This is a genomic window from Fundidesulfovibrio soli, assembly GCF_022808695.1.
In the GTDB taxonomy this organism is placed as follows: domain Bacteria; phylum Desulfobacterota; class Desulfovibrionia; order Desulfovibrionales; family Desulfovibrionaceae; genus Fundidesulfovibrio; species Fundidesulfovibrio soli.
Map to the genome: position 1 here is coordinate 183,973 of NZ_JAKZKW010000003.1, position 16,886 is coordinate 200,858.

Genomic DNA, 16,886 nt, shown 5'->3' on the forward strand with positions numbered 1-16,886 from the left:
TCTCGGCCCCCCCCGTCGCCTCTCCCGGGCCGAACTGCCCGCTGTATTTGAAGAACATCAGCCAGTTCGGCCTGGAGAGGCGACGGCTGGACCTGCTACAGCTCACCGCGTCCGAGGCGTGACAAACACTAGGCGCACGCCTTCTCCATCGCTCCAACAAAAAACCGGCCGGGTTTCCCCGGCCGGTCTCGATCATTCGTTCTTTGAGGCCCCTAGTCCCAGTCGATGCCCTTGCCGTCTCCGTAGGTGGAGTCGAACTCGAAGGTGGGCACGGCCTTCTTTTCGGCCTTTTTCTTGGCGGGCTTTTCGGGCGCAGCGCCTTCGGGTTTGGCCTCGGCGGCCTCACCGGTCTTGGCCTCGGCGGGCTTGACCTCGCCGGACTTGGCCTCCCCGGATTTTCCTTTGCCGCGCGAACGCGAGCGCGAGCGCGACCTGGACTTGGGCTTGGCCTCTCCGGAGGGTGCGGCCTCGGCGGCTTCCGAGACGGGCTCGACAGGCTCAGCTGCGGGCGCGGGCTCGAAGTCCTCATAGGCGTCGCCGGAATCCGCCTGTGCGGAGGACTCGGCGGCCATGGCGCCTTCGCCCGAGCCGGGCTTCTTGCGGGAGCGGCGGCGGCGGCGCCTCTTCTTGCGCACCTCGCCCTCCTCGCCTGCGGCGGAGGCTGCGGGGACTGCCGCGACCTGCTCGAGGTCGCCCGCCCACTCCGAGGAGAAGTCCTCCATGGTGGTGAAATCGGCGGGAGCCGCGGCAGCCTGTGCTTGGGGCTCAGCCTTGGGCTTGGCGGCGGCGTCGGGCTTGCGCTCGCGCCGGGTCTTTTCCTCGCGAGGGGGCTTCTCCTCGCTACGAGGCTTCTCTTCGCTGCGGGGGCGATCTTCGCTACGAGGCTTATCCTCGCGACGAGGGCGATCTTCGCTGCGGGGACGCTCCTCGCGGCGGGGGCGGTCTTCCCTGCGGGGGCGCTCCTCGCGGCGCGGGGCGGTCTTGTCGCCGCGGCGGGCCGTGGAGGCCGCGCCTTCGGGCTGCTCGGGGATGGCGTGCAGGCTGGCCTGGTAGCGCTCGTCCAGGAGCATGGCCAGCAGGGCCACGTCCTCTGAGGAGCCAAGCTCCTGGGCCAGGGGCAGGAAACGCTTGAGGCGCACCTGCTTGAGCGGGGTCAGGGCGCGCAGTTCGGCCTCCAGCAGGGCGGTCATCCTGGCGGAGACCACGGTGGAGACGTCGTCGTCCGTGGGGGCTGGGCGCTTGATCAGGTCGATGCCGAAGCGCTGGCCGATGCGGCCCAGGCCCAGCTCCTCCATGATGTTCACCAGCGTGATGGCCGTGCCGGAGGCTCCGGCGCGGCCGGTGCGCCCGGCGCGGTGCACGTAGGACTCGGGGTCCTCGGGGGGCTCGTACTGGAAGACGTGGGAAAGCTCGGGAATGTCGATGCCGCGCGCGGCCACGTCGGTAGCCACCAGGAAGCGCAGGTTGCCCTTGCGCAGCCTGCCCATGACCTCCTCGCGCTTGGCCTGGGTGAGGTCGGCCGAGAGCTCCTCCGCGTCGTAGCCGAAGCCTTTGAGCACCTCGGTGATGTAGTGCACGTTGGCCTTGGTGTTGGAGAAGATGATGGCCGAGACCGGGTTCTCGATCTCCAGCAGGCGGACCAGGCAGCGGTCCTTGTCCATGCCGGGGGACTCCACGTACTGGTGCAGGATGTTGGCCACGTGCACCTGCGTGGAGGAGAGCGAGAGGAAATTCGGGTGGTCCATGAACTCTTCGGCCAGGCGCAGCACATGCGGCGGGTAGGTGGCCGAGAAGAGGAAGGTGGAGACGCGCCGCTTGGGGAGGTAGCGCTTGATCTCCTTCATGTCGGGGTAGAAGCCGATGGAGAGCATCCTGTCGGCTTCGTCGAACACGAGCACGCGGATGCCGTCCAGGGTGAGGTTGCGGCGCAGCAGGTGATCCAGGATGCGGCCGGGGGTGCCCACCACAAGGTGCGCGCCCGCGCGCAGGGCGTCGGTCTGCGCGCCGTAGCCCACGCCGCCGTAGACCGAGGCGATCTTCAGGCCGGTGCCCGCGAACAGGGTCTCGGCGTCGGCGGCCACCTGGCCCGCCAGCTCGCGGGTGGGGCAGAGGATCAGGGCCTGGGTCTGGGGCTGCTCCTTGTCGAGCAGGTGGAAGATCGGAAGCAGGAAGGCCCCGGTCTTGCCGCTGCCGGTGCGCGACTGCACCATGAGGTCCTGCCCGGTGAGCAGGTACGGCAGGGACTTGGACTGCACGGGCATGAGCGCCGACCAGCCCGCGCGGGCCATGGCCTCGCGCAGTGGCTCCGGCAACTCCTCCAGGGCCATTTCGGGCAGGGAGGCTTCGGGCTCGACAAGGGTCTCGAACTCAGGGGGAGTGGTTTGGGAATCTTTGATGTTGTCCATGATGGCTTCGTTTTGGGGTGTCACGCAAAGCGCGCGATATTGTCTAACAGGAAGCCGGAGCAATTGACAGCGTTTCTATGCAACCGGCGGCGAGGGGAGAAAAGAGACCGGCCGCGCCAAGGGGCCGCGGCCGGAAGTGTCGACTGAGTTTCAAACCAGGATGCTAGAACCCGTACTTCAGAGCCAGGTTGCCGCCCCAGTTGTCGGAGCCCTTGTCGCTGAACTCGCCGATGTGCTGGTAGCGGCCGGCCAGCTGCATGGAAAGCGCGTTGACCAGGTAAACGTTGAAGCCCACTTCGGCCGCCTCGGTCATGTTGGAGGTGAAGCCGTTGCGGGGGACGTTCACGCCTGAGAAGAAGCCGCCCAGGCCCAGTCCGGCGAACACGGACACCTTCTCGTCGGAGATGAAGTGATAGCGCGCCCAAGCGATGGGGCTGAACGCACCGACGTTTTCATAGGTGTTCACCGCGGTGGTGGGATAACGCTTCTGCGTGACGGAATACCCGAGGCCCTCCAGGCCCAGGGCAAAACCGTCCACGAAGAAATATCCAGCTTCCGCGCCGTAGGAGAACATGGAGCTGATATTCTTGCTCGAGTTGGCGTACATGCCCACCTTGGGTTCAAGGTAGACTGTTCCCGCAGTGGTGCCGCCGGCGTGAGCCAGGGCGGAGCAGAGCCCGAAGGCAGCCAGAAGGGCCAGAATCAACGTGGTTTTCAATGTGGTTCTCATGGTGTTCCTCCTTCTGTTGAAAGCAACAGACCATGCAACAATAACACCCTCCCAGAAGTGTTGTCAAAGGGGGGGGTGCTCAAAAAAATGCTTCGAGCTGCATGCGTTATTTCCTTACATGGTTGAAAGGTTGCATTCGCGGCATAGGGGCGGGTGGGCACTCCGGCCGCGATGCGAGGGGTGGTCAAGAACGCCGGCTTTGCGTAGATTCACGCTGCCCGATGGTCCATGCAGGCTGGAGGGCGCACAGGGGGCGTAATGTTCAAGAGACTGTTGTCCAACATGAGCTGGAAGCAATCCGTGGCCCTGGTCACGGCGGGGTTCGCCCTGACGCTGCCGCTTATGCATTTGCTGATCTTCCGCGACGGGTACAACCTGGGCTTCTACTGGGCGCTGGACCTCTGCTTCGTGCCGGTGCAGGTCCTGGTCGTCACCCTGATCGTGGAGAACGTGCTGGGAGAGCGCGAGCGCGCGGCCAAGTTCCACAAGCTGAACATGGTCATCGGGGCCTTCTTCAGCGAGGTGGGCGGCGAGGCCATCCGCCGGATCAACGAATTCTGCGGCGACCTGGGCGAGGTCCGGGCCCGGTTCGCCGTGGACATGCACTGGGGCCGGGAGCAGTACCAGGAGGCCCTGGCCTTCGCCCGCGGCAACAGCTGCACCCTGGACCACGACGAAACCCGGCTGGAGGAGCTCAAGCACTTCCTGCTGGAGAAGCGCCATTTCGTGCTGGGGCTGTTGCAGAACCCGAACCTGCTGGAGCACGACAGCTTCACGGACCTGCTCTGGGCCTTGTGCCACCTCACGGAGGAGCTGGCCGCGCGTCCGGGGCTTACGGGCCTGCCCCAGACCGACGTGGAGCACCTCAAGGGCGACATGCGCCGGGCCTTCAACCTGCTGGTGGTGGAGTGGCTGGCCTACATGGAGCACCTCAAGCGAAGCTACCCCTACATCTATTCCCTTCAAGTGCGGCAGAACCCCTTCAAACAGGACCCAAACGTGGTGGTGCAGGGATGAAGGATATTTCTCCAATGTGCAGGGCCGCACGGCAGACTCTGCTTTCCTTGGTGGTCCTGGCGCTCCTGGCGGCGCCCAGCGCCGCCGGAAATTTGACGTACACCGTTACGGCCGTCCTGCCGCATGACCCCCAGGCCTTCACTCAGGGGCTGGTCTTCAGCCAGGGCTACTTCTACGAGAGCACGGGGCTCAACGGGCGCTCCAGCCTGCGCAAGGTGGAGCCTGCCACCGGGCGCGTGGTGCAGAAGCGCGACCTGCCCGCCAAGGATTTCGGCGAGGGCCTGGCCCTGGTGGGCGCGGACCTCATCCAGCTGACCTGGACCACGGGCAAGGCCTACGTCTACGACGCGGCCAGCTTCCAGCCCAAGGCGGAGCTGCCCCTGGACACCGAGGGATGGGGCGCGGCCGCCACCCCCTTCGGCCTGCTGACCAGCGACGGCAGCGACACCCTGACCTGGCGCGACCCGGCCACCATGAAGGCGGTGCGAACCCTGCGCGTGACGGACGGCCAGAAGCCCTTGGCCCTGCTCAACGAATTGGAATGGGTGGATGGGTGGATTCTCGCCAACGTCTGGCACGATGATCGCATAGTCGTCGTTTCGCCGGCCACCGGAAAAGTGGCCGCCTGGATCGACTGCGCCCAACTGCGCTCCAGGACCCCGGGCCTGCCCGACGATTCGGACCTCAACGGCATCGCCTGGGATCCGGCAACCCGCAGGCTCTTCGTAACCGGGAAGCTGTGGCCGAGCATCTACGTCTTGTCCCTGGAGGGGCTGCCGAAACCATGAGAAAAGCCAAATGCAAGCACTGCCGCTACTGGAAAGGCCCCATCCCCTACGAGTACCGCTATTGCCCGCCGGAGGAGATGGTCAAAGGCGAGTGGGGCTTCTGCAAGCGCCACGCGCCCAGGCCCAAGGTGGACTACGTCGAGGCCGTGCGCGGCAAGACGTACATCGCTCTCTGGCCGGAGACCCTGGCGGAGGACGTCTGCGGCGAGTTCGCCCTGATCCCCCTGCAGAAGGAGTAACCGGCCCGTCCCGGCCCGCATGAACGAAGAAGCCCCCCGGCGCATTGAGCGCGGGGGGCTTTTTATGTCGCAGGGCGGTCCGGTTAGCGGGCAGGGTTCGTGGCGGCGGAGCCTCGGCGCAGCAGCAGAGCCACGCCCACCAGGACCATGGGCAGGGAGAGCAGCTGGCCCATGGTCAGCCAGCCCCAGGCCAGGTAGCCCAACTGGGGGTCGGGTTCGCGGATGAGCTCCACCAGGAAGCGGAACAGGCCGTAGCAGGCCAGGAACATCCCCATGACATGCCCGCTGATGCGCGGCTTGGCGGAGTAGATCCAGAGGATGGTGAAGAGCACGAGACCCTCCAGCCCGGCCTCGTACAGCTGGGAGGGGTGGCGCGGCACGCCGCCGCCGCGCGGATCCGGGAAGATCACGCCCCAGGGCATGCTGGTGGGCCCGCCCCAGAGCTCACCGTTGATGAAGTTGCCGATACGCCCGAAGAACAGGCCCGGAGGGGCCAGGGGGCAGAGGAAATCGCCGATTTCCAGGAAGGTCTTGCCGTGCTTGCGCGCGAAAATCCAGACCACCACGCACAGCCCGATCATGCCGCCGTGGAAGCTCATGCCGCCGTTCCAGATCTGGAAGATGGCCAGCGGGTCGGAGAGGTAGGCCGGAAGGTCGTAGAAGGCCACGTAGCCTAGCCGCGCGCCAAGCACCAGGCCCAGCACGCACCAGGTGATGAAGTCGTCCACCATGGCCGGTGTCCAGCCCGAGCCGGGCCTGGCCGCGCGCCGCCTGCCCAGAAGCCAGCCGGTGACGAATCCGGCCAGGTACATCAGGCCGTACCAGCGCACCTGGAGAGGCCCGAGGCCGATGGCCACGGGGTCGAAGTCGGGATGTTTGATCATTGGCGGGTCTTATATCTCGCGCAGCAGGTTCTTGGCCCGCTCGAAGCCGGGGTTGAGCTCCAGGGCCTTGTGCAGAAACTCCACGGCGAGCTCCTTGCGCGCGGCGCGCAGGTACACGGTGGCGATGTTGAAGCAGACTGTCTCGCCCGCGGTCCAGAGGTCGGGGTTGGTGCTCAGGGCCTTGTTCAGGTAGTTGAAGGCGTCCTGGAATTCGCGCCCTTCGCTGTAGGCCATGGCCATGTTGTAATAGAGCCCGGCGTCGTTGGGCGAGATCTTGAGGGCCCTGCGGTATTCCTCGATGGCCTGGTCCCACTTGCCCTGCTTGCGCAGGGTGATGCCCAGGCGGTTGAAGGTCTCGATGTCCGACTTGTCCAGGCTGCCCTTCTTGGCCTCGATGGACTGGCGCAGGTATTTTTCGGAAAGCTCCGGGGCGTTGGAGATGCAGTGCTCCGCGATGGTCCGCGTGACGCGCCCCACCTGGGCCATGGCCTCCTTGGTGGCGAGCTTGATGGCGTCGTCGAAGATCTCCACGGCCTTTTCCCGCTCGCCCAGGTTCATGTAGTTGTCGCCGATGGAGATCTTCCTGTCCACGTTGAGGGGGGAGAGCCTGTCCAGGCGTTCGAGGTACTTTGTCTCCTCGCGGACGTTGCCGGTGACCTTGTGCAGCTCGGCGATCTTCTTGATGGGGTCGAGGAAGAGCTTCCCGTTCTTGGATGCCTCAGTGTAGGCCGCCAGGGCCTGTTCCATTATGTCGCGGCCCTTGAAGGAATCTCCCAGCACCAGCAGGGCGGCCGGGCTTCCCGGCTTGAGTTCGAGGATCTTGCGGGCCACAGCCTCGGCCTCGGCGTGCTTGCCGTTCTCGTTGAGCTTCTTGCCCAGGTCGATCAGCTCGCCGATCTGGCCGCGCGGCTTCACGGTGAAGGCTACCTTCTCGATGAGCATGTCGGGGGAGATTGGCTTGGTAATGACGTTGTTTGCCCCGATCTCGTGCATGTAGATGAGTATTTCACGGGCAACTTCACTTGTGAGAATGATGATAAGAACCTCAGGGTACTGGTTCTTCAGGAACTGAACGAGATCGTGGCAGTATTTGCCGTTTATTTCTCGCTCGACGAAAAAGACCACCTTGTGGCCCTGGCCCACGAGCATGCGCAGCTCCTTGTAGAGCTGCTCCTGGGTGGTGACGTTGTAGACGCAGTCGTCCTTGAGGTGCAGATGCCGCAGCAGGGTGCTGCGCAGGTTCTTGTTGAAGTGCGGATCGTGGGACAGCACCAGGAACACGCCCCGTTGTTCGAGTATGAATTCCCTGACGTCCTCGTCGTACACCTTCGGCTTCATCAAATCCTCCACGAGACAATGTATCATGCCGGTATGGATCGCTCTTCGGGGGCTCATGGCCCCGGTGGCGCAATGCGGACTAAATATCTTAATGAGTGGCCCGGAAAACGCAAGCGGCTCCTGATGGTACAGGCCGATGCTCCGGCGGCGAAACGCAATTGTAACTGCCGCGAGACACGGATTCAACACGGCCGGGGCATCAAGTACCAAGACGAACGGGCCGGGCCGGAACCCGGCATCCGAACCCAGACGCCAGGAGCGCCATATGACCGCGGAGCAGCTTCAGACGTTTTCCTCGACCCTCATCGAGATGATGCAGCACACCCTGAACAAGATGCGCGACAGCATGGACGACCTCATCGGAGAGGAGGTGCTCCCGCCCGACCTGGCGGATCGCGCCACCATGGAGTCCGGGCGCAATTTCGCCCTGCTCATGCGCGAGCGGGACCGCCAGACCCTGGCCGGCATCCAGGAGGCTCTGGCTCGCCTTGAATCAGGCGAATACGGCCTCTGCGAGGAATGCGGCGAGGATATCGCGCCTGCACGCCTCAAGGCGCAGCCTATGGCCACGCTCTGCGTGCACTGCCAGGGACGCCGGGAGGATCAGGTCCGAGCCCGTGCGGGGATGGCCTCAGGATTCTTCGAGGCTTGAAAGCAGCAGGACGAGCTCTTCCGGGGCCATGTCGAAGGAGTGCTCCGGGCCGGGGAAGTTCCCCGAGCGGACCTCCTGGGCGAATTCGGTCAGGGCCTCGCGGGCGAGCCGGCCAAGCTCGGCGTAGCGCTTGACGAATCTGGGCTGGAATCCCTCGTAGAGCCCGAGCAGGTCATGGAAGACCAGCACCTGCCCGTCGCATGAGGCCCCGGCGCCAATGCCGATGGTGGGGATGGGCAGTTCCCTGGTGACGAGTTGCGCCACCTGGGCGGGCAGACATTCCAGCACCAGGGCGAAGCATCCGGCCTCAGCCAGGGCCATGGCGTCCCGCAGCAGGCGCTTCGCCGCGATGGCGGTGCGCGCCTGCACCTTGAAGCCGCCCAGGGCGGCGACATGCTGGGGCGTGAGCCCCAGGTGGCCCATGACGGGTATGCCCGCACTGACCATCGCCCTCACCTGCGGGCATATCTCTCCGCCGCCCTCCACCTTCACCGCCTGGACGCGGGCCTGCTTCATCAGTTGCCCAGCATTGCGAACCGCTTCCTCCACAGAGGCCTGGTAGGAGAGGAAGGGCATGTCCGCCACCACGAGCGCCTTGCCGGACCCCCTGGTCACCGCAGCCGCGTGATGGAGCATCTGCTCCATTGTGACGCTGACCGTGTCCTCCTGCCCCAGCACGACCATGCCCAGGGAATCGCCCACGAGCAGGATGTCCGCCCCGGCCGCTTCAGCCAGGCCCGCCTGTCCGGCGTCATATGCCGTGATGACCACGAGTCGCCGGTTGCCCTTGCTGGCTGTGATGTCCGGCGCGGTGAGTCTCTTCCGCTGCATTGGTCCTCCGCTTGTTTCGTCCCCGTGCATAGCCCAAACCCTGCGCTTTGTCTCGTCCGTGCAGGCCTCGTGCCTCGGAGGGGTCTTTCTGGCGCGAGGGCCGGAGGGGCCATGGCCCCCCCCCCACGCCCCGAAGGCGTATCGAGGGGGCGTGCGGGGTCAGCGGAATATTGTATTGTGTGGGCTGCGCCACTGAAACGGGGGGAGGGTGATCGCGTCGCCGGCTTGAATCCCAGGCAAGGGTGCGGGCACAGTCGCTGGGCGGAACGGTCTTCCGCACACGGCCCGGCTTAAGGGCGGTGCATCACCCAGACCACCCTGCCCAATATGGCCCCGGCCAGCGCATCGGTCGCCAGATGCTGGACCTTTATGGCCGCGTTGTCCGCCGTTACACGCACGAGCGGCTTGCGGTGCTCCAGGCGCAGCCTGCGCACGCAGAATCCCTCCAGGGGAAGCATCAAGCCGAAAAGCGCGCCGTCCACCGGGGTCTTGTCCGAGGTGTTCACCCCGACGTATGCGTCGCGGTGAATCAGCGGCTCCATGGACGCATCCTCGACGCGCATGGCCAGGAGCGACTCCGGGGGGTAGCGCAGCAGGAAGGAGGCGTCGTGGTGGGACTGGCTCCAACCGGCCTCCCCGGATGCTGATGAGGCGGGCGGTGTGAGAAAGACTGGGGGCAGGCCGTCGTAGACCCAGCGCGGGTTCAACCCGAAACACCGGTAAAGCTTGAGCGCCCATTCCCCGGGGATGACGCCGCGCCTTTTGGCGTCCGAGATGCTCGACTGCCTGATGTCCAACGTTGTGGCCAGATCGCTCTGAGAGGAAAGGTTGAGGGCCTGGGCTATGCGCTCGAACCCGAGGGTGAACTCGCTTTGGCCCTGCGCCGCGCCGTGCTTTCTGCCCGTTCCGGGAAATTTTGGGTGCTGGGGCATACTCCGACTCCTTACGCCAATCTATATACGTCGATGCGATTTGAAAAATAGCATCATGTATTCATACATGCAAGTATGGTTTTGGAATATTACCGTTACAGAAGGGAAAATGTCGGATGTGAATGTCGAGAGTAGATATTTGTTGGCAACATGAAAAAGAAAAAAGCCGCCCCGAGGGGCGGCTTCTCACATCCGTTGGGAGGGGGCGAGGCCTAGAGTTCCTGCAGCACCCACCAGACACGGCCGATGATGTTGCCCACGATGTCTTCGGCCTTGAGGGACTGGTCCTTGTAGGCGGGGTTCTCGCTGCGCAGGATGACCCTGTTGTTCTCGAAGTCGTTGAACAGGCGGCGCACCACAAACCCTTCATTGGGCACGGAAACGGCGAAGATCTCACCGGAGCGGAGCTGACGCTGGTCCTTGTTTACGCCGATGTAGGCGCCGCGGCGGACGATGGGCTCCATGTTCTGGTGCTCCATCTTGAAGACGGTCTGGCCGGCGCAGATGAATGCCTCGGGGATGGCGATCATCTCGATGGGCTTCTCCTGCAGGGAGCCGTCCTCGGCGATGATGCCGGTCATCGAGCTGACAGTGACCGCGCGGGACTTGGGCTTGTCCGAACCGTAGCTGGCGCCGGACTCCATCAGGCCCACGGGCAGGGCCATGCCCTCACGCAGCACCTGGGGAGCTTCGCCGGAGGTGATCCAGTCGGGGTTGAGGCCATGGCTGCGGTAGAGCTTGAGCAGCCAGTCAGCGGGAATGGACTGACGCCGCTTGGCGTCGGAGATGCTGGATTGGCGGATGCCGAGAATCGCCGCAAGGTCGACCTGGGTGCGGGCGCCGGTGGCGCGCTTGATTCTTTCCAGGGCTTCATCGAATGCGTTGTACATGGTTCACCTCTAAGCTCCCTCAAAACAAGGAGCATTCTGTTGATCCAGTGATGCTTACCCCGCCGCCGCAACACTTCCGTGAGAGTTGATAGGGTACATCATTACGTAGGCTGCTGCCGGTGCCCTGGGCGGGAGGCGAGGGTGGCCGAACTGAGCCGACCAGGGCAGGTGCTGTAAGATCTCCCGAGGCAGAACCGCTTGTGGCGGCTTCCGTGCGGGGTGCACCGTAGTGTACAAGCACATATATATGACCTTCGGAAAAGCGCAAGCAAAAAAAGGAGGGTTTCCCTCCTTTTTGATGGAGGGTATTACGCAGTTTTTGCAGAACCCTCTGTTTATTAGTACTATTTAAGAGTCAAGTCAGGGGTGGGGTTCTGCCTGCTCACACAAAGGATGAACAAAATGTAAAGTTTTTAAAATATTGTTCACGCCACTTTCCATTTTGGTAAATCGAAATCCGACCTTCCGGGTCGTGTATTTTATTTTTGTACAAGCAGGCTGCCGTAGTACGCTTGGCCCAGTGAAATACACCCGTCTCCTGGGTGTGTCTGATTCATGGCCGCGCATTTTATGCCCATCTTTGATAATAGCATGGATAAGGCTACAGTCAAGGAGGCATTGCAGAACACGCCTCCGCTGATAACCACCGGGACGGCATCAGTCCGTTTGCGTAATTCTCCGGCCATAGCGGCCAAGCCATGCGCCAGCCCCAGGTGGAAGCGCCTGCTGATAACGGCTGGGCGTTCGCACTTGGCGAAATCTTCCGACGCCTGGCCGAAAAGCTCCAGCGTAGCCAGTTCGAGCATCCCGTCACGCTCCAGCCGTCCGCAGCCGTAGGGTCTGGCCTCGGCCATGTCCTGCGCATGCTCCAGGCGGATGGCCGCCTGCCCCTCGTAGCTTATCTCCTGGCACAGCCCCATAAGCCCGGCCACGGCGTCGAAGAGTCTGCCGCAGCTGCTGGTGAGTGGGCTGTTGACTCCCTTGGCGATCATCGCCCGCAGCGTGGCCAGGGCCTGTTCGCGACCGCGCAGCCAGGGGTGGACAGCCGGGTCCGGCGCGAGGCCCAGGGCGTCCAGGTAGGCCGCCGCCATGCGCCAGGGCTGGCGGATCGCTGCCTCGCCGCCCGGCAGGGGCACCTGCTGGAAGCGGCCCACGCGCTCCATGACCATGTTCACCGGGTCAACGTAGAGAAATTCCCCGCCCCAGATGGTGCCGTCTCCGCCGTAGCCCGAGCCGTCCAGGGCGATGCCCAGCACGGGCTCTTCCAGCCGGTGCTCGGCCAAGCCGGCGAACACGTGGGCGAAGTGGTGCTGGAGCCTGAGCACGGGCAGGCCGCTCTCCTCCAGGGCGTAGCGTGTTGAGAGGTAATCGGGGTGCAGGTCCGCCACCACGGCTTCGGGCTTGACCTGCAGGATGGACTCCAGATGGGCGATGACCTCCTTGTGGAAGGCCGCAGTCTCCATGTTGTGCATGTCCCCGATGTGCTGGCTGACGAAGGCCTGGTTCTCCTTGGTCAGGCAGACCGTGTTCTTGAGTTCCGGCCCCACGCCCAGCACGCTGGGCCCCTTGCGGGGCAGGAACACCGGCGAGGGCGTGAACCCGCGCGCCCGGCGCAGGAACTGGCGCTCGAAGCCGCCTTCCGCCGCGGGCAACAGGCGCAGCACGGAGTCGTCCGTGCGCACCAGGATGTCGCGGTTATGCAGCAAAAATACATCCGCTATGGCCTTGAGACGCGAAAGCGCCTCGCGGTTACCGAGGGAGATGGGCTCGGAGCTCATGTTCCCGCTGGTCATCACCAGGGCGGCCGGTCTGCCAGTGACTTTGCGGAAGGCCCGCAAAAGCAGGTGGTGCTGCGGGGTGTAGGGGAGCATGGCCCCCAGCAGGTCGGTGTCTGGGGAGACGTCCGGCGCGAGCGGGCCGTCACTGCGGATGGGCACCAGGACGATGGGCCGCTCCTTGGAGAGCAGCAGTTCGCATTCCTCGGGCGAGGGGGAGGCCAGGGCGCGCAGGTCGTCCAGATCGGGGACCATCACGGCCAGAGGCTTGCCTGGGCGGTGCTTGCGGGCGCGCAGCAGGGCCACGGCGGCCGGGTCGCAGGCGTCGGCGGCCAGATGGAAGCCGCCCAGGCCCTTCATGGCCAGGATCTTCCCCTTGGCCAGGGCCTTGGCCGCCTTCTCGATGGCCGCGTGGCCTTCGGCCTGGCGCTTGCCCTTGCGGTCGGCGAGCCAGATCAGGGGCCCGCACACCGGGCAGGCGTTGGGCTGGGCGTGGAAACGGCGGTCCAGCGGGTCCTCGTATTCCTTGGCGCAATCCGGGCAGAGCGGGAAGCAGGCCATGGAGGTGGTGGCCCGGTCGTAGGGCAGGCTGCGGGTGATGGTGTAGCGCGGCCCGCAGTTGGTGCAGTTGGTGAAAGCGTAGTTGTGGCGGCGGTTGTCCGGGTCGGACATGTCGGCCAGGCAGTCCTCGCAGGTGGCCACGTCGGGGCTGACCAGCACGTGGTGCCCCTCCCCGGCGCTGCTGCGCTCGATGCGGAAGGCCTCCTCGCCGGACACCACGGGGGCCTCGGCCACGGAGTGCTCCACGATCATGGCCAGGGGCGGCAGCTTGTTGAGCAGGTCGTGGGTGAATCCTTCCAGCGCGGGGGCAGGCCCCTGCACCTCGATGACCACGCCTTCCGGAGAGTTGAGGACGAAGCCGGCGAGGCCGCGCTCCAGGGCCAGCCTGTACACGAAGGGGCGGAAGCCCACCCCCTGCACTCGGCCGACCACCACATGCCTGTTGCGCTTGACAGTCTGGTTGTTCACCGCCTGGAAATAAGACATCCAGAAGGCTTGCGCAACACCGCCGGATGAATCAGCCGCCGCGCAGGCGCGTGCACAGGCTCTTCAGGCGGCCCTTGACGAAGCGCGGGGCCTGGAAGGCCACCGGAGCCGGGCAGCGGGGCAGTTCGAACCCCTCGGCGCAGAAATCCCCGGGTCGAAGGGCGGGGAAGCCGATGTCCTCCAGCTGAGAGCCGGGCAGGCACCTGCGCAAGGCTTCGCGGCCCAGGGGGCTCGCGTCCGGCGGCAGGCCAAGCACGGCTAGGAGCGCCGCGTCCAGGGCCACGGGGCTGGCGGCCGCGCCGAGCAGCCCGAGCGGGTAGGGCTTGCCCTTGGCCGGGCCGCTGACGTGCATGGCCACCACGCCATCCACCAGGCTCACCGAGGGGGGCATGGCCAGGCACACGTCCAGGATCATGCTCTCGAAGCGGTTGCCCTTCTCGCCGTGCACCTGGTGCGCCCAGGCCTTGCGGAACCCGGTGACCGCGCCGAAGAAGTTCTTCACGGCCAGGGTGCAGAACATCTGGTCGTGCACCTTGAAGCGCGGCAGGTTGACGATCAGCTCGGCGTCCAGGGCCTGGGCCGAGACGCCCACGCAACCGCCCAGGCTCAAGGGCAGCTTGCGGGTCTGGCCGAAATTCACGAGACGCGCGCCGGTGCCCTTGAGGGCCTGGTCCAGCCCGCAGGCCCTGGCCACGATGCGCGCGGTGCCGAAGGCCGGGGAGTCGCCCACCGTCGCCTTGGCCCGGTGGTCCGCCAGATAGAGGCAGACGGCGCGCACCACGGCGGGCGTGGTGCAGGAGAGAACCGTGTTGGATGGGGCCACCAGGTTGGGCTTCACCAGCACTTCCGCGCCGGGGGCAGGGCGGCAGCCCGCGCCCTCCAGCAGGCGGCCGATGGCCTCTTCCAGCCCGGGGGAGGCGTAGTCCCGCCGGGCCTCAAGGAATACTCGCTGCGTCATGGACGCCCACATAGCCGCAAACCCGCCCCAAGCCAAGACAGGCCCGATTGCCGGGAGAGGCTAGCCGTAGGGAGAAGCATTGTACGTTTGCCACATTTCAGACGTGGTGAACCGTAGCGGCTCCAGCCGTGGCCTCTCCAGGGCCGAACCGGCTGATGTTCTTCAAATACAGCGGTCGGTTCGGCCCTGGAGAGGTTCTAACCCCCCCCGGGCGGCCGGCCGCCCCCCCCCCCCCCCACGGCTGGAGCCTAGACGAGCAAGATGCCTCCGGCGGCCAAAGGGAGTCCCTCCCTTTGGAATCCCATATGGGATGCCGCCGCCCTAGGCCATGTTCACGGCCTCGGGCATGTCCCGTTCCGCAGGCATGGCCTGGGCCCTGGCCTCGTGGCCGTGCAGCATTTGGGTGTTGGCCGCGCCCGGGGGCACCATGGGGAAGACCATGGCCGCGGGGTCCACGCGCACGTGGATCAGGCAGGGGCCACGGCTGGCCAGGGCGTCGTCCAGGGCGGCCTCGGGGTCGGCCTGGGCGTCCAGGTCGATGCCGCGCACGCCGAAGGCCCGGGCCAGGGCGGAGAAGTCCGTACCCGCGGCGTAGCGCGAGGCGCTGCGGCGGTTGTAGAACAGGCGCTGCTGCTGGGCCACCAGGCCGAGGCTCTGGTTGTCGAGCACCACGATCTTCACGTTGGCCCCGGTCTCGGCCAAAGTGCAGAGCTCCTGGATGTTCATCTTCAGGCTGCCGTCGCCGCTGAAGCAGACCACCTGCGCGGCGGGGTCGGCCAGCGCGGCACCGATGGCGGCGGGCAGGCCGAAGCCCATCACGCCGAGCCCCCCGGAGGTCAGCCAGCGGCCGGGAGTCTTGAAGGGGAAGCTCTGGGCCACGAACATCTGGTGCTGGCCCACGTCCGTGACCACCACCGCGTCCTCGTCCATGCGTTCGGCCACGGCGGCGATCACGGCCCGGGCGTGGGTGCGCTCGGCGTCGTGCTCCAGGTGCGGGGCGTGCTCCTTGAGGCTGCGGATGCGCGCCATCCAGCCCCGGCGCTCACGCGGCTCCACCAGGTCGGCCAGGGCCTCGAGGAACTGCCCGGCGTCGGCGGCCACGCCCAAGTCGGCGGGCTTGATGCGCCCGAGCTCGGAGGCGTCCATGTTCACGTGGATGATGCGCGCCTCGGGGCAGAAGGTCGCCGGATCGCCGGTGGCGCGGTCGTCGAAACGGTTGCCCACGGCCACGAGCAGGTCGCACTCGTGCAGGGCGATGTTGGCGCAGGGGTGGCCGTGCATGCCGTGCATGCCCAGGTCCAACGGGTGGCCCGCCGGGATGGCCCCGAGGCCCATGAGCGTGCTGGTGGCCGGGATGGCGGCCTTCACCGCCAAGCGCAGGGCCTGGGCTCCGGCGCGCACCGCTCCGCCGCCGAGCAGCAGCACCGGGCGTTTGGCCGCGTTGATCATGGCCGCCGCGCGGGAGATGTCCCAGCCGGAGGCGGCCGGCAGGCGCTCGTCGCCGAAGATCGAGGCGGATGCGGACATGTCCTGCGCGGGCACGGGCTGGCACTGCACGTCCTTGGGGATGTCCAGGAGCACGGGGCCGGGACGCCCGGAGGAGGCCACGGCGAAGGCTTCGGCCAGGGCCTCGGGCAGCTCGGCCGCGCTGTCCACGCGGCGGCTCAGCTTGGTGATGGAGGCGGTGATGGCCACGATGTCCACCTCCTGGAAGGCGTCGGTGCCGATCATGGGCAGGGGCACCTGGCCGGTGATGCAGACGATGGGCACCCCGTCGCGCCGGGCGTCGGCGATGGCGGTGACCAGGTTGGTGGCCCCGGGGCCGGAGGTGGCGAAGCACACGCCGGGCCTGCCGGTGAGGCGGGCCATGCCCTGGGCCATGAAGGCCGCGCCCTGCTCGTGGCGGGCCAGCACGTGGCGGATGCCCCTGGTTTCGGCCAGGGCGTCGTAGATGGGCAGGATGGAGCCGCCGGGTATGCCCGCGACCACGCGCACGCCCTGGTGTTTGAGGAATTCGATGATGTAGCGGGCGCCGGTGATGCTCATGGCTGACCTCCCAGGGTTGTCGTCCGTGTGGACGGCGGGGGATCAGTCCGGCCCTTGAAATGGAAAACCCCCGCCGGTGGCCACACCGGCGGGGGTTGAAGATCGGGTTACAGTCCTATCAACACACGCGAGTAGCGGCCTGACACATGGTCATGCGTACTACTACGAGGGATAGGACGGTGGCTGCGATGCGTTTCATTTCGATTACCTTTCGGCGATTGCTACGCCCGGGGCGGCGGGCTGTCAAGATTGGAATCGCGGAAATTGTAGGTGGTTGTAGTCTCCTGGTGGGGGCTGCTCCGGGCGGGGAGGCCCGATATATTTGAAGAATATCTGGACTCCCCGCCCGGAGCA

14 protein-coding genes are annotated in these 16,886 nt (G+C 65.9%); 4 read left to right on the forward strand and 10 right to left on the reverse strand.

All coding sequences use genetic code 11. The features are described from left to right. Window positions 1-212: 212 nt before the first annotated feature. Both MLE18_RS06145 and MLE18_RS06150 read right to left on the reverse strand, forming a co-directional pair. Window positions 213-2,405: a DEAD/DEAH box helicase gene (locus MLE18_RS06145; protein ID WP_243368319.1), complete on the reverse strand. Its 2,193-nt coding sequence runs from the start codon at window positions 2,403-2,405 to the stop codon at window positions 213-215. A 163-nt stretch (window positions 2,406-2,568) separates the two neighbouring features. Continuing rightward, window positions 2,569-3,135, reverse strand: a complete 567-nt coding sequence (locus MLE18_RS06150; RefSeq protein ID WP_243368321.1) for an outer membrane beta-barrel protein — start codon at window positions 3,133-3,135, stop codon at window positions 2,569-2,571. 258 nt (window positions 3,136-3,393) lie between these two features. On the opposite strand from MLE18_RS06150, the gene MLE18_RS06155 reads away from it, so the two are divergent. Genes MLE18_RS06155 through MLE18_RS06165 form a run of 3 tightly spaced genes read left to right on the forward strand, consistent with a single transcriptional unit; the run spans window position 3,394 to window position 5,179 of the window. Continuing rightward, window positions 3,394-4,152 (forward strand): hypothetical protein, encoded by a 759-nt coding sequence (locus tag MLE18_RS06155; RefSeq protein WP_243368323.1) that lies wholly within the window; start codon window positions 3,394-3,396, stop codon window positions 4,150-4,152. A gap of 14 nt (window positions 4,153-4,166) precedes the next feature. After that, window positions 4,167-4,940 (forward strand): glutaminyl-peptide cyclotransferase, encoded by a 774-nt coding sequence (locus MLE18_RS06160; protein ID WP_243368325.1) that lies wholly within the window; start codon window positions 4,167-4,169, stop codon window positions 4,938-4,940. Then, window positions 4,937-5,179: a hypothetical protein gene (locus tag MLE18_RS06165; protein WP_243368327.1), complete on the forward strand. Its 243-nt coding sequence runs from the start codon at window positions 4,937-4,939 to the stop codon at window positions 5,177-5,179. Before MLE18_RS06160 ends, MLE18_RS06165 begins: the two co-directional genes overlap by 4 nt. Before the next feature lie 83 nt (window positions 5,180-5,262). Here the strand turns inward: MLE18_RS06165 and lgt are convergent, their stop codons facing one another. Together lgt and MLE18_RS06175 are read right to left on the reverse strand one after the other, a co-directional pair. Next, window positions 5,263-6,063 carry a prolipoprotein diacylglyceryl transferase gene (gene lgt / locus MLE18_RS06170; protein WP_243368329.1) on the reverse strand — a complete coding sequence of 267 codons (801 nt, stop codon included), beginning with the start codon at window positions 6,061-6,063 and terminating at the stop codon, window positions 5,263-5,265. 9 nt (window positions 6,064-6,072) lie between these two features. Then, a complete protein-coding gene (locus MLE18_RS06175) occupies window positions 6,073-7,401 on the reverse strand; it encodes a tetratricopeptide repeat protein (RefSeq protein WP_243368332.1) in 1,329 nt (442 codons plus the stop codon). 265 nt (window positions 7,402-7,666) lie between these two features. Here MLE18_RS06175 and MLE18_RS06180 point away from each other — a divergent pair, with 265 nt between their 5' ends. Next, window positions 7,667-8,053, forward strand: a complete 387-nt coding sequence (locus MLE18_RS06180) for a TraR/DksA family transcriptional regulator (RefSeq protein WP_243368334.1) — start codon at window positions 7,667-7,669, stop codon at window positions 8,051-8,053. Here the strand turns inward: MLE18_RS06180 and panB are convergent. From panB to ilvB, 6 genes are all read right to left on the reverse strand, one after another. Continuing rightward, window positions 8,033-8,884 carry a 3-methyl-2-oxobutanoate hydroxymethyltransferase gene (gene panB, locus MLE18_RS06185; RefSeq protein ID WP_243368336.1) on the reverse strand — a complete coding sequence of 284 codons (852 nt, stop codon included), beginning with the start codon at window positions 8,882-8,884 and terminating at the stop codon, window positions 8,033-8,035. The genes MLE18_RS06180 and panB overlap by 21 nt on opposite strands. Window positions 8,885-9,174: 290 nt before the next feature. Beyond that, a complete protein-coding gene (locus tag MLE18_RS06190; protein WP_243368338.1) occupies window positions 9,175-9,816 on the reverse strand; it encodes a LexA family transcriptional regulator in 642 nt (213 codons plus the stop codon). 212 nt (window positions 9,817-10,028) lie between these two features. Then, the gene (locus MLE18_RS06195; RefSeq protein WP_243368340.1) at window positions 10,029-10,706 is read right to left on the reverse strand and encodes a LexA family transcriptional regulator; all 678 of its coding nucleotides are present in this window, start codon (window positions 10,704-10,706) and stop codon (window positions 10,029-10,031) included. Between the two features lie 479 nt (window positions 10,707-11,185). Beyond that, window positions 11,186-13,528 carry a carbamoyltransferase HypF gene (gene hypF, locus MLE18_RS06200; RefSeq protein WP_243368342.1) on the reverse strand — a complete coding sequence of 781 codons (2,343 nt, stop codon included), beginning with the start codon at window positions 13,526-13,528 and terminating at the stop codon, window positions 11,186-11,188. 31 nt (window positions 13,529-13,559) lie between these two features. Next, window positions 13,560-14,486 (reverse strand): DUF362 domain-containing protein, encoded by a 927-nt coding sequence (locus tag MLE18_RS06205; RefSeq protein WP_243368344.1) that lies wholly within the window; start codon window positions 14,484-14,486, stop codon window positions 13,560-13,562. Window positions 14,487-14,807: 321 nt separating this feature from the next. Next, a complete protein-coding gene (ilvB, locus tag MLE18_RS06210) occupies window positions 14,808-16,532 on the reverse strand; it encodes a biosynthetic-type acetolactate synthase large subunit (RefSeq protein WP_243368346.1) in 1,725 nt (574 codons plus the stop codon). Window positions 16,533-16,886: the final 354 nt, after the last annotated feature.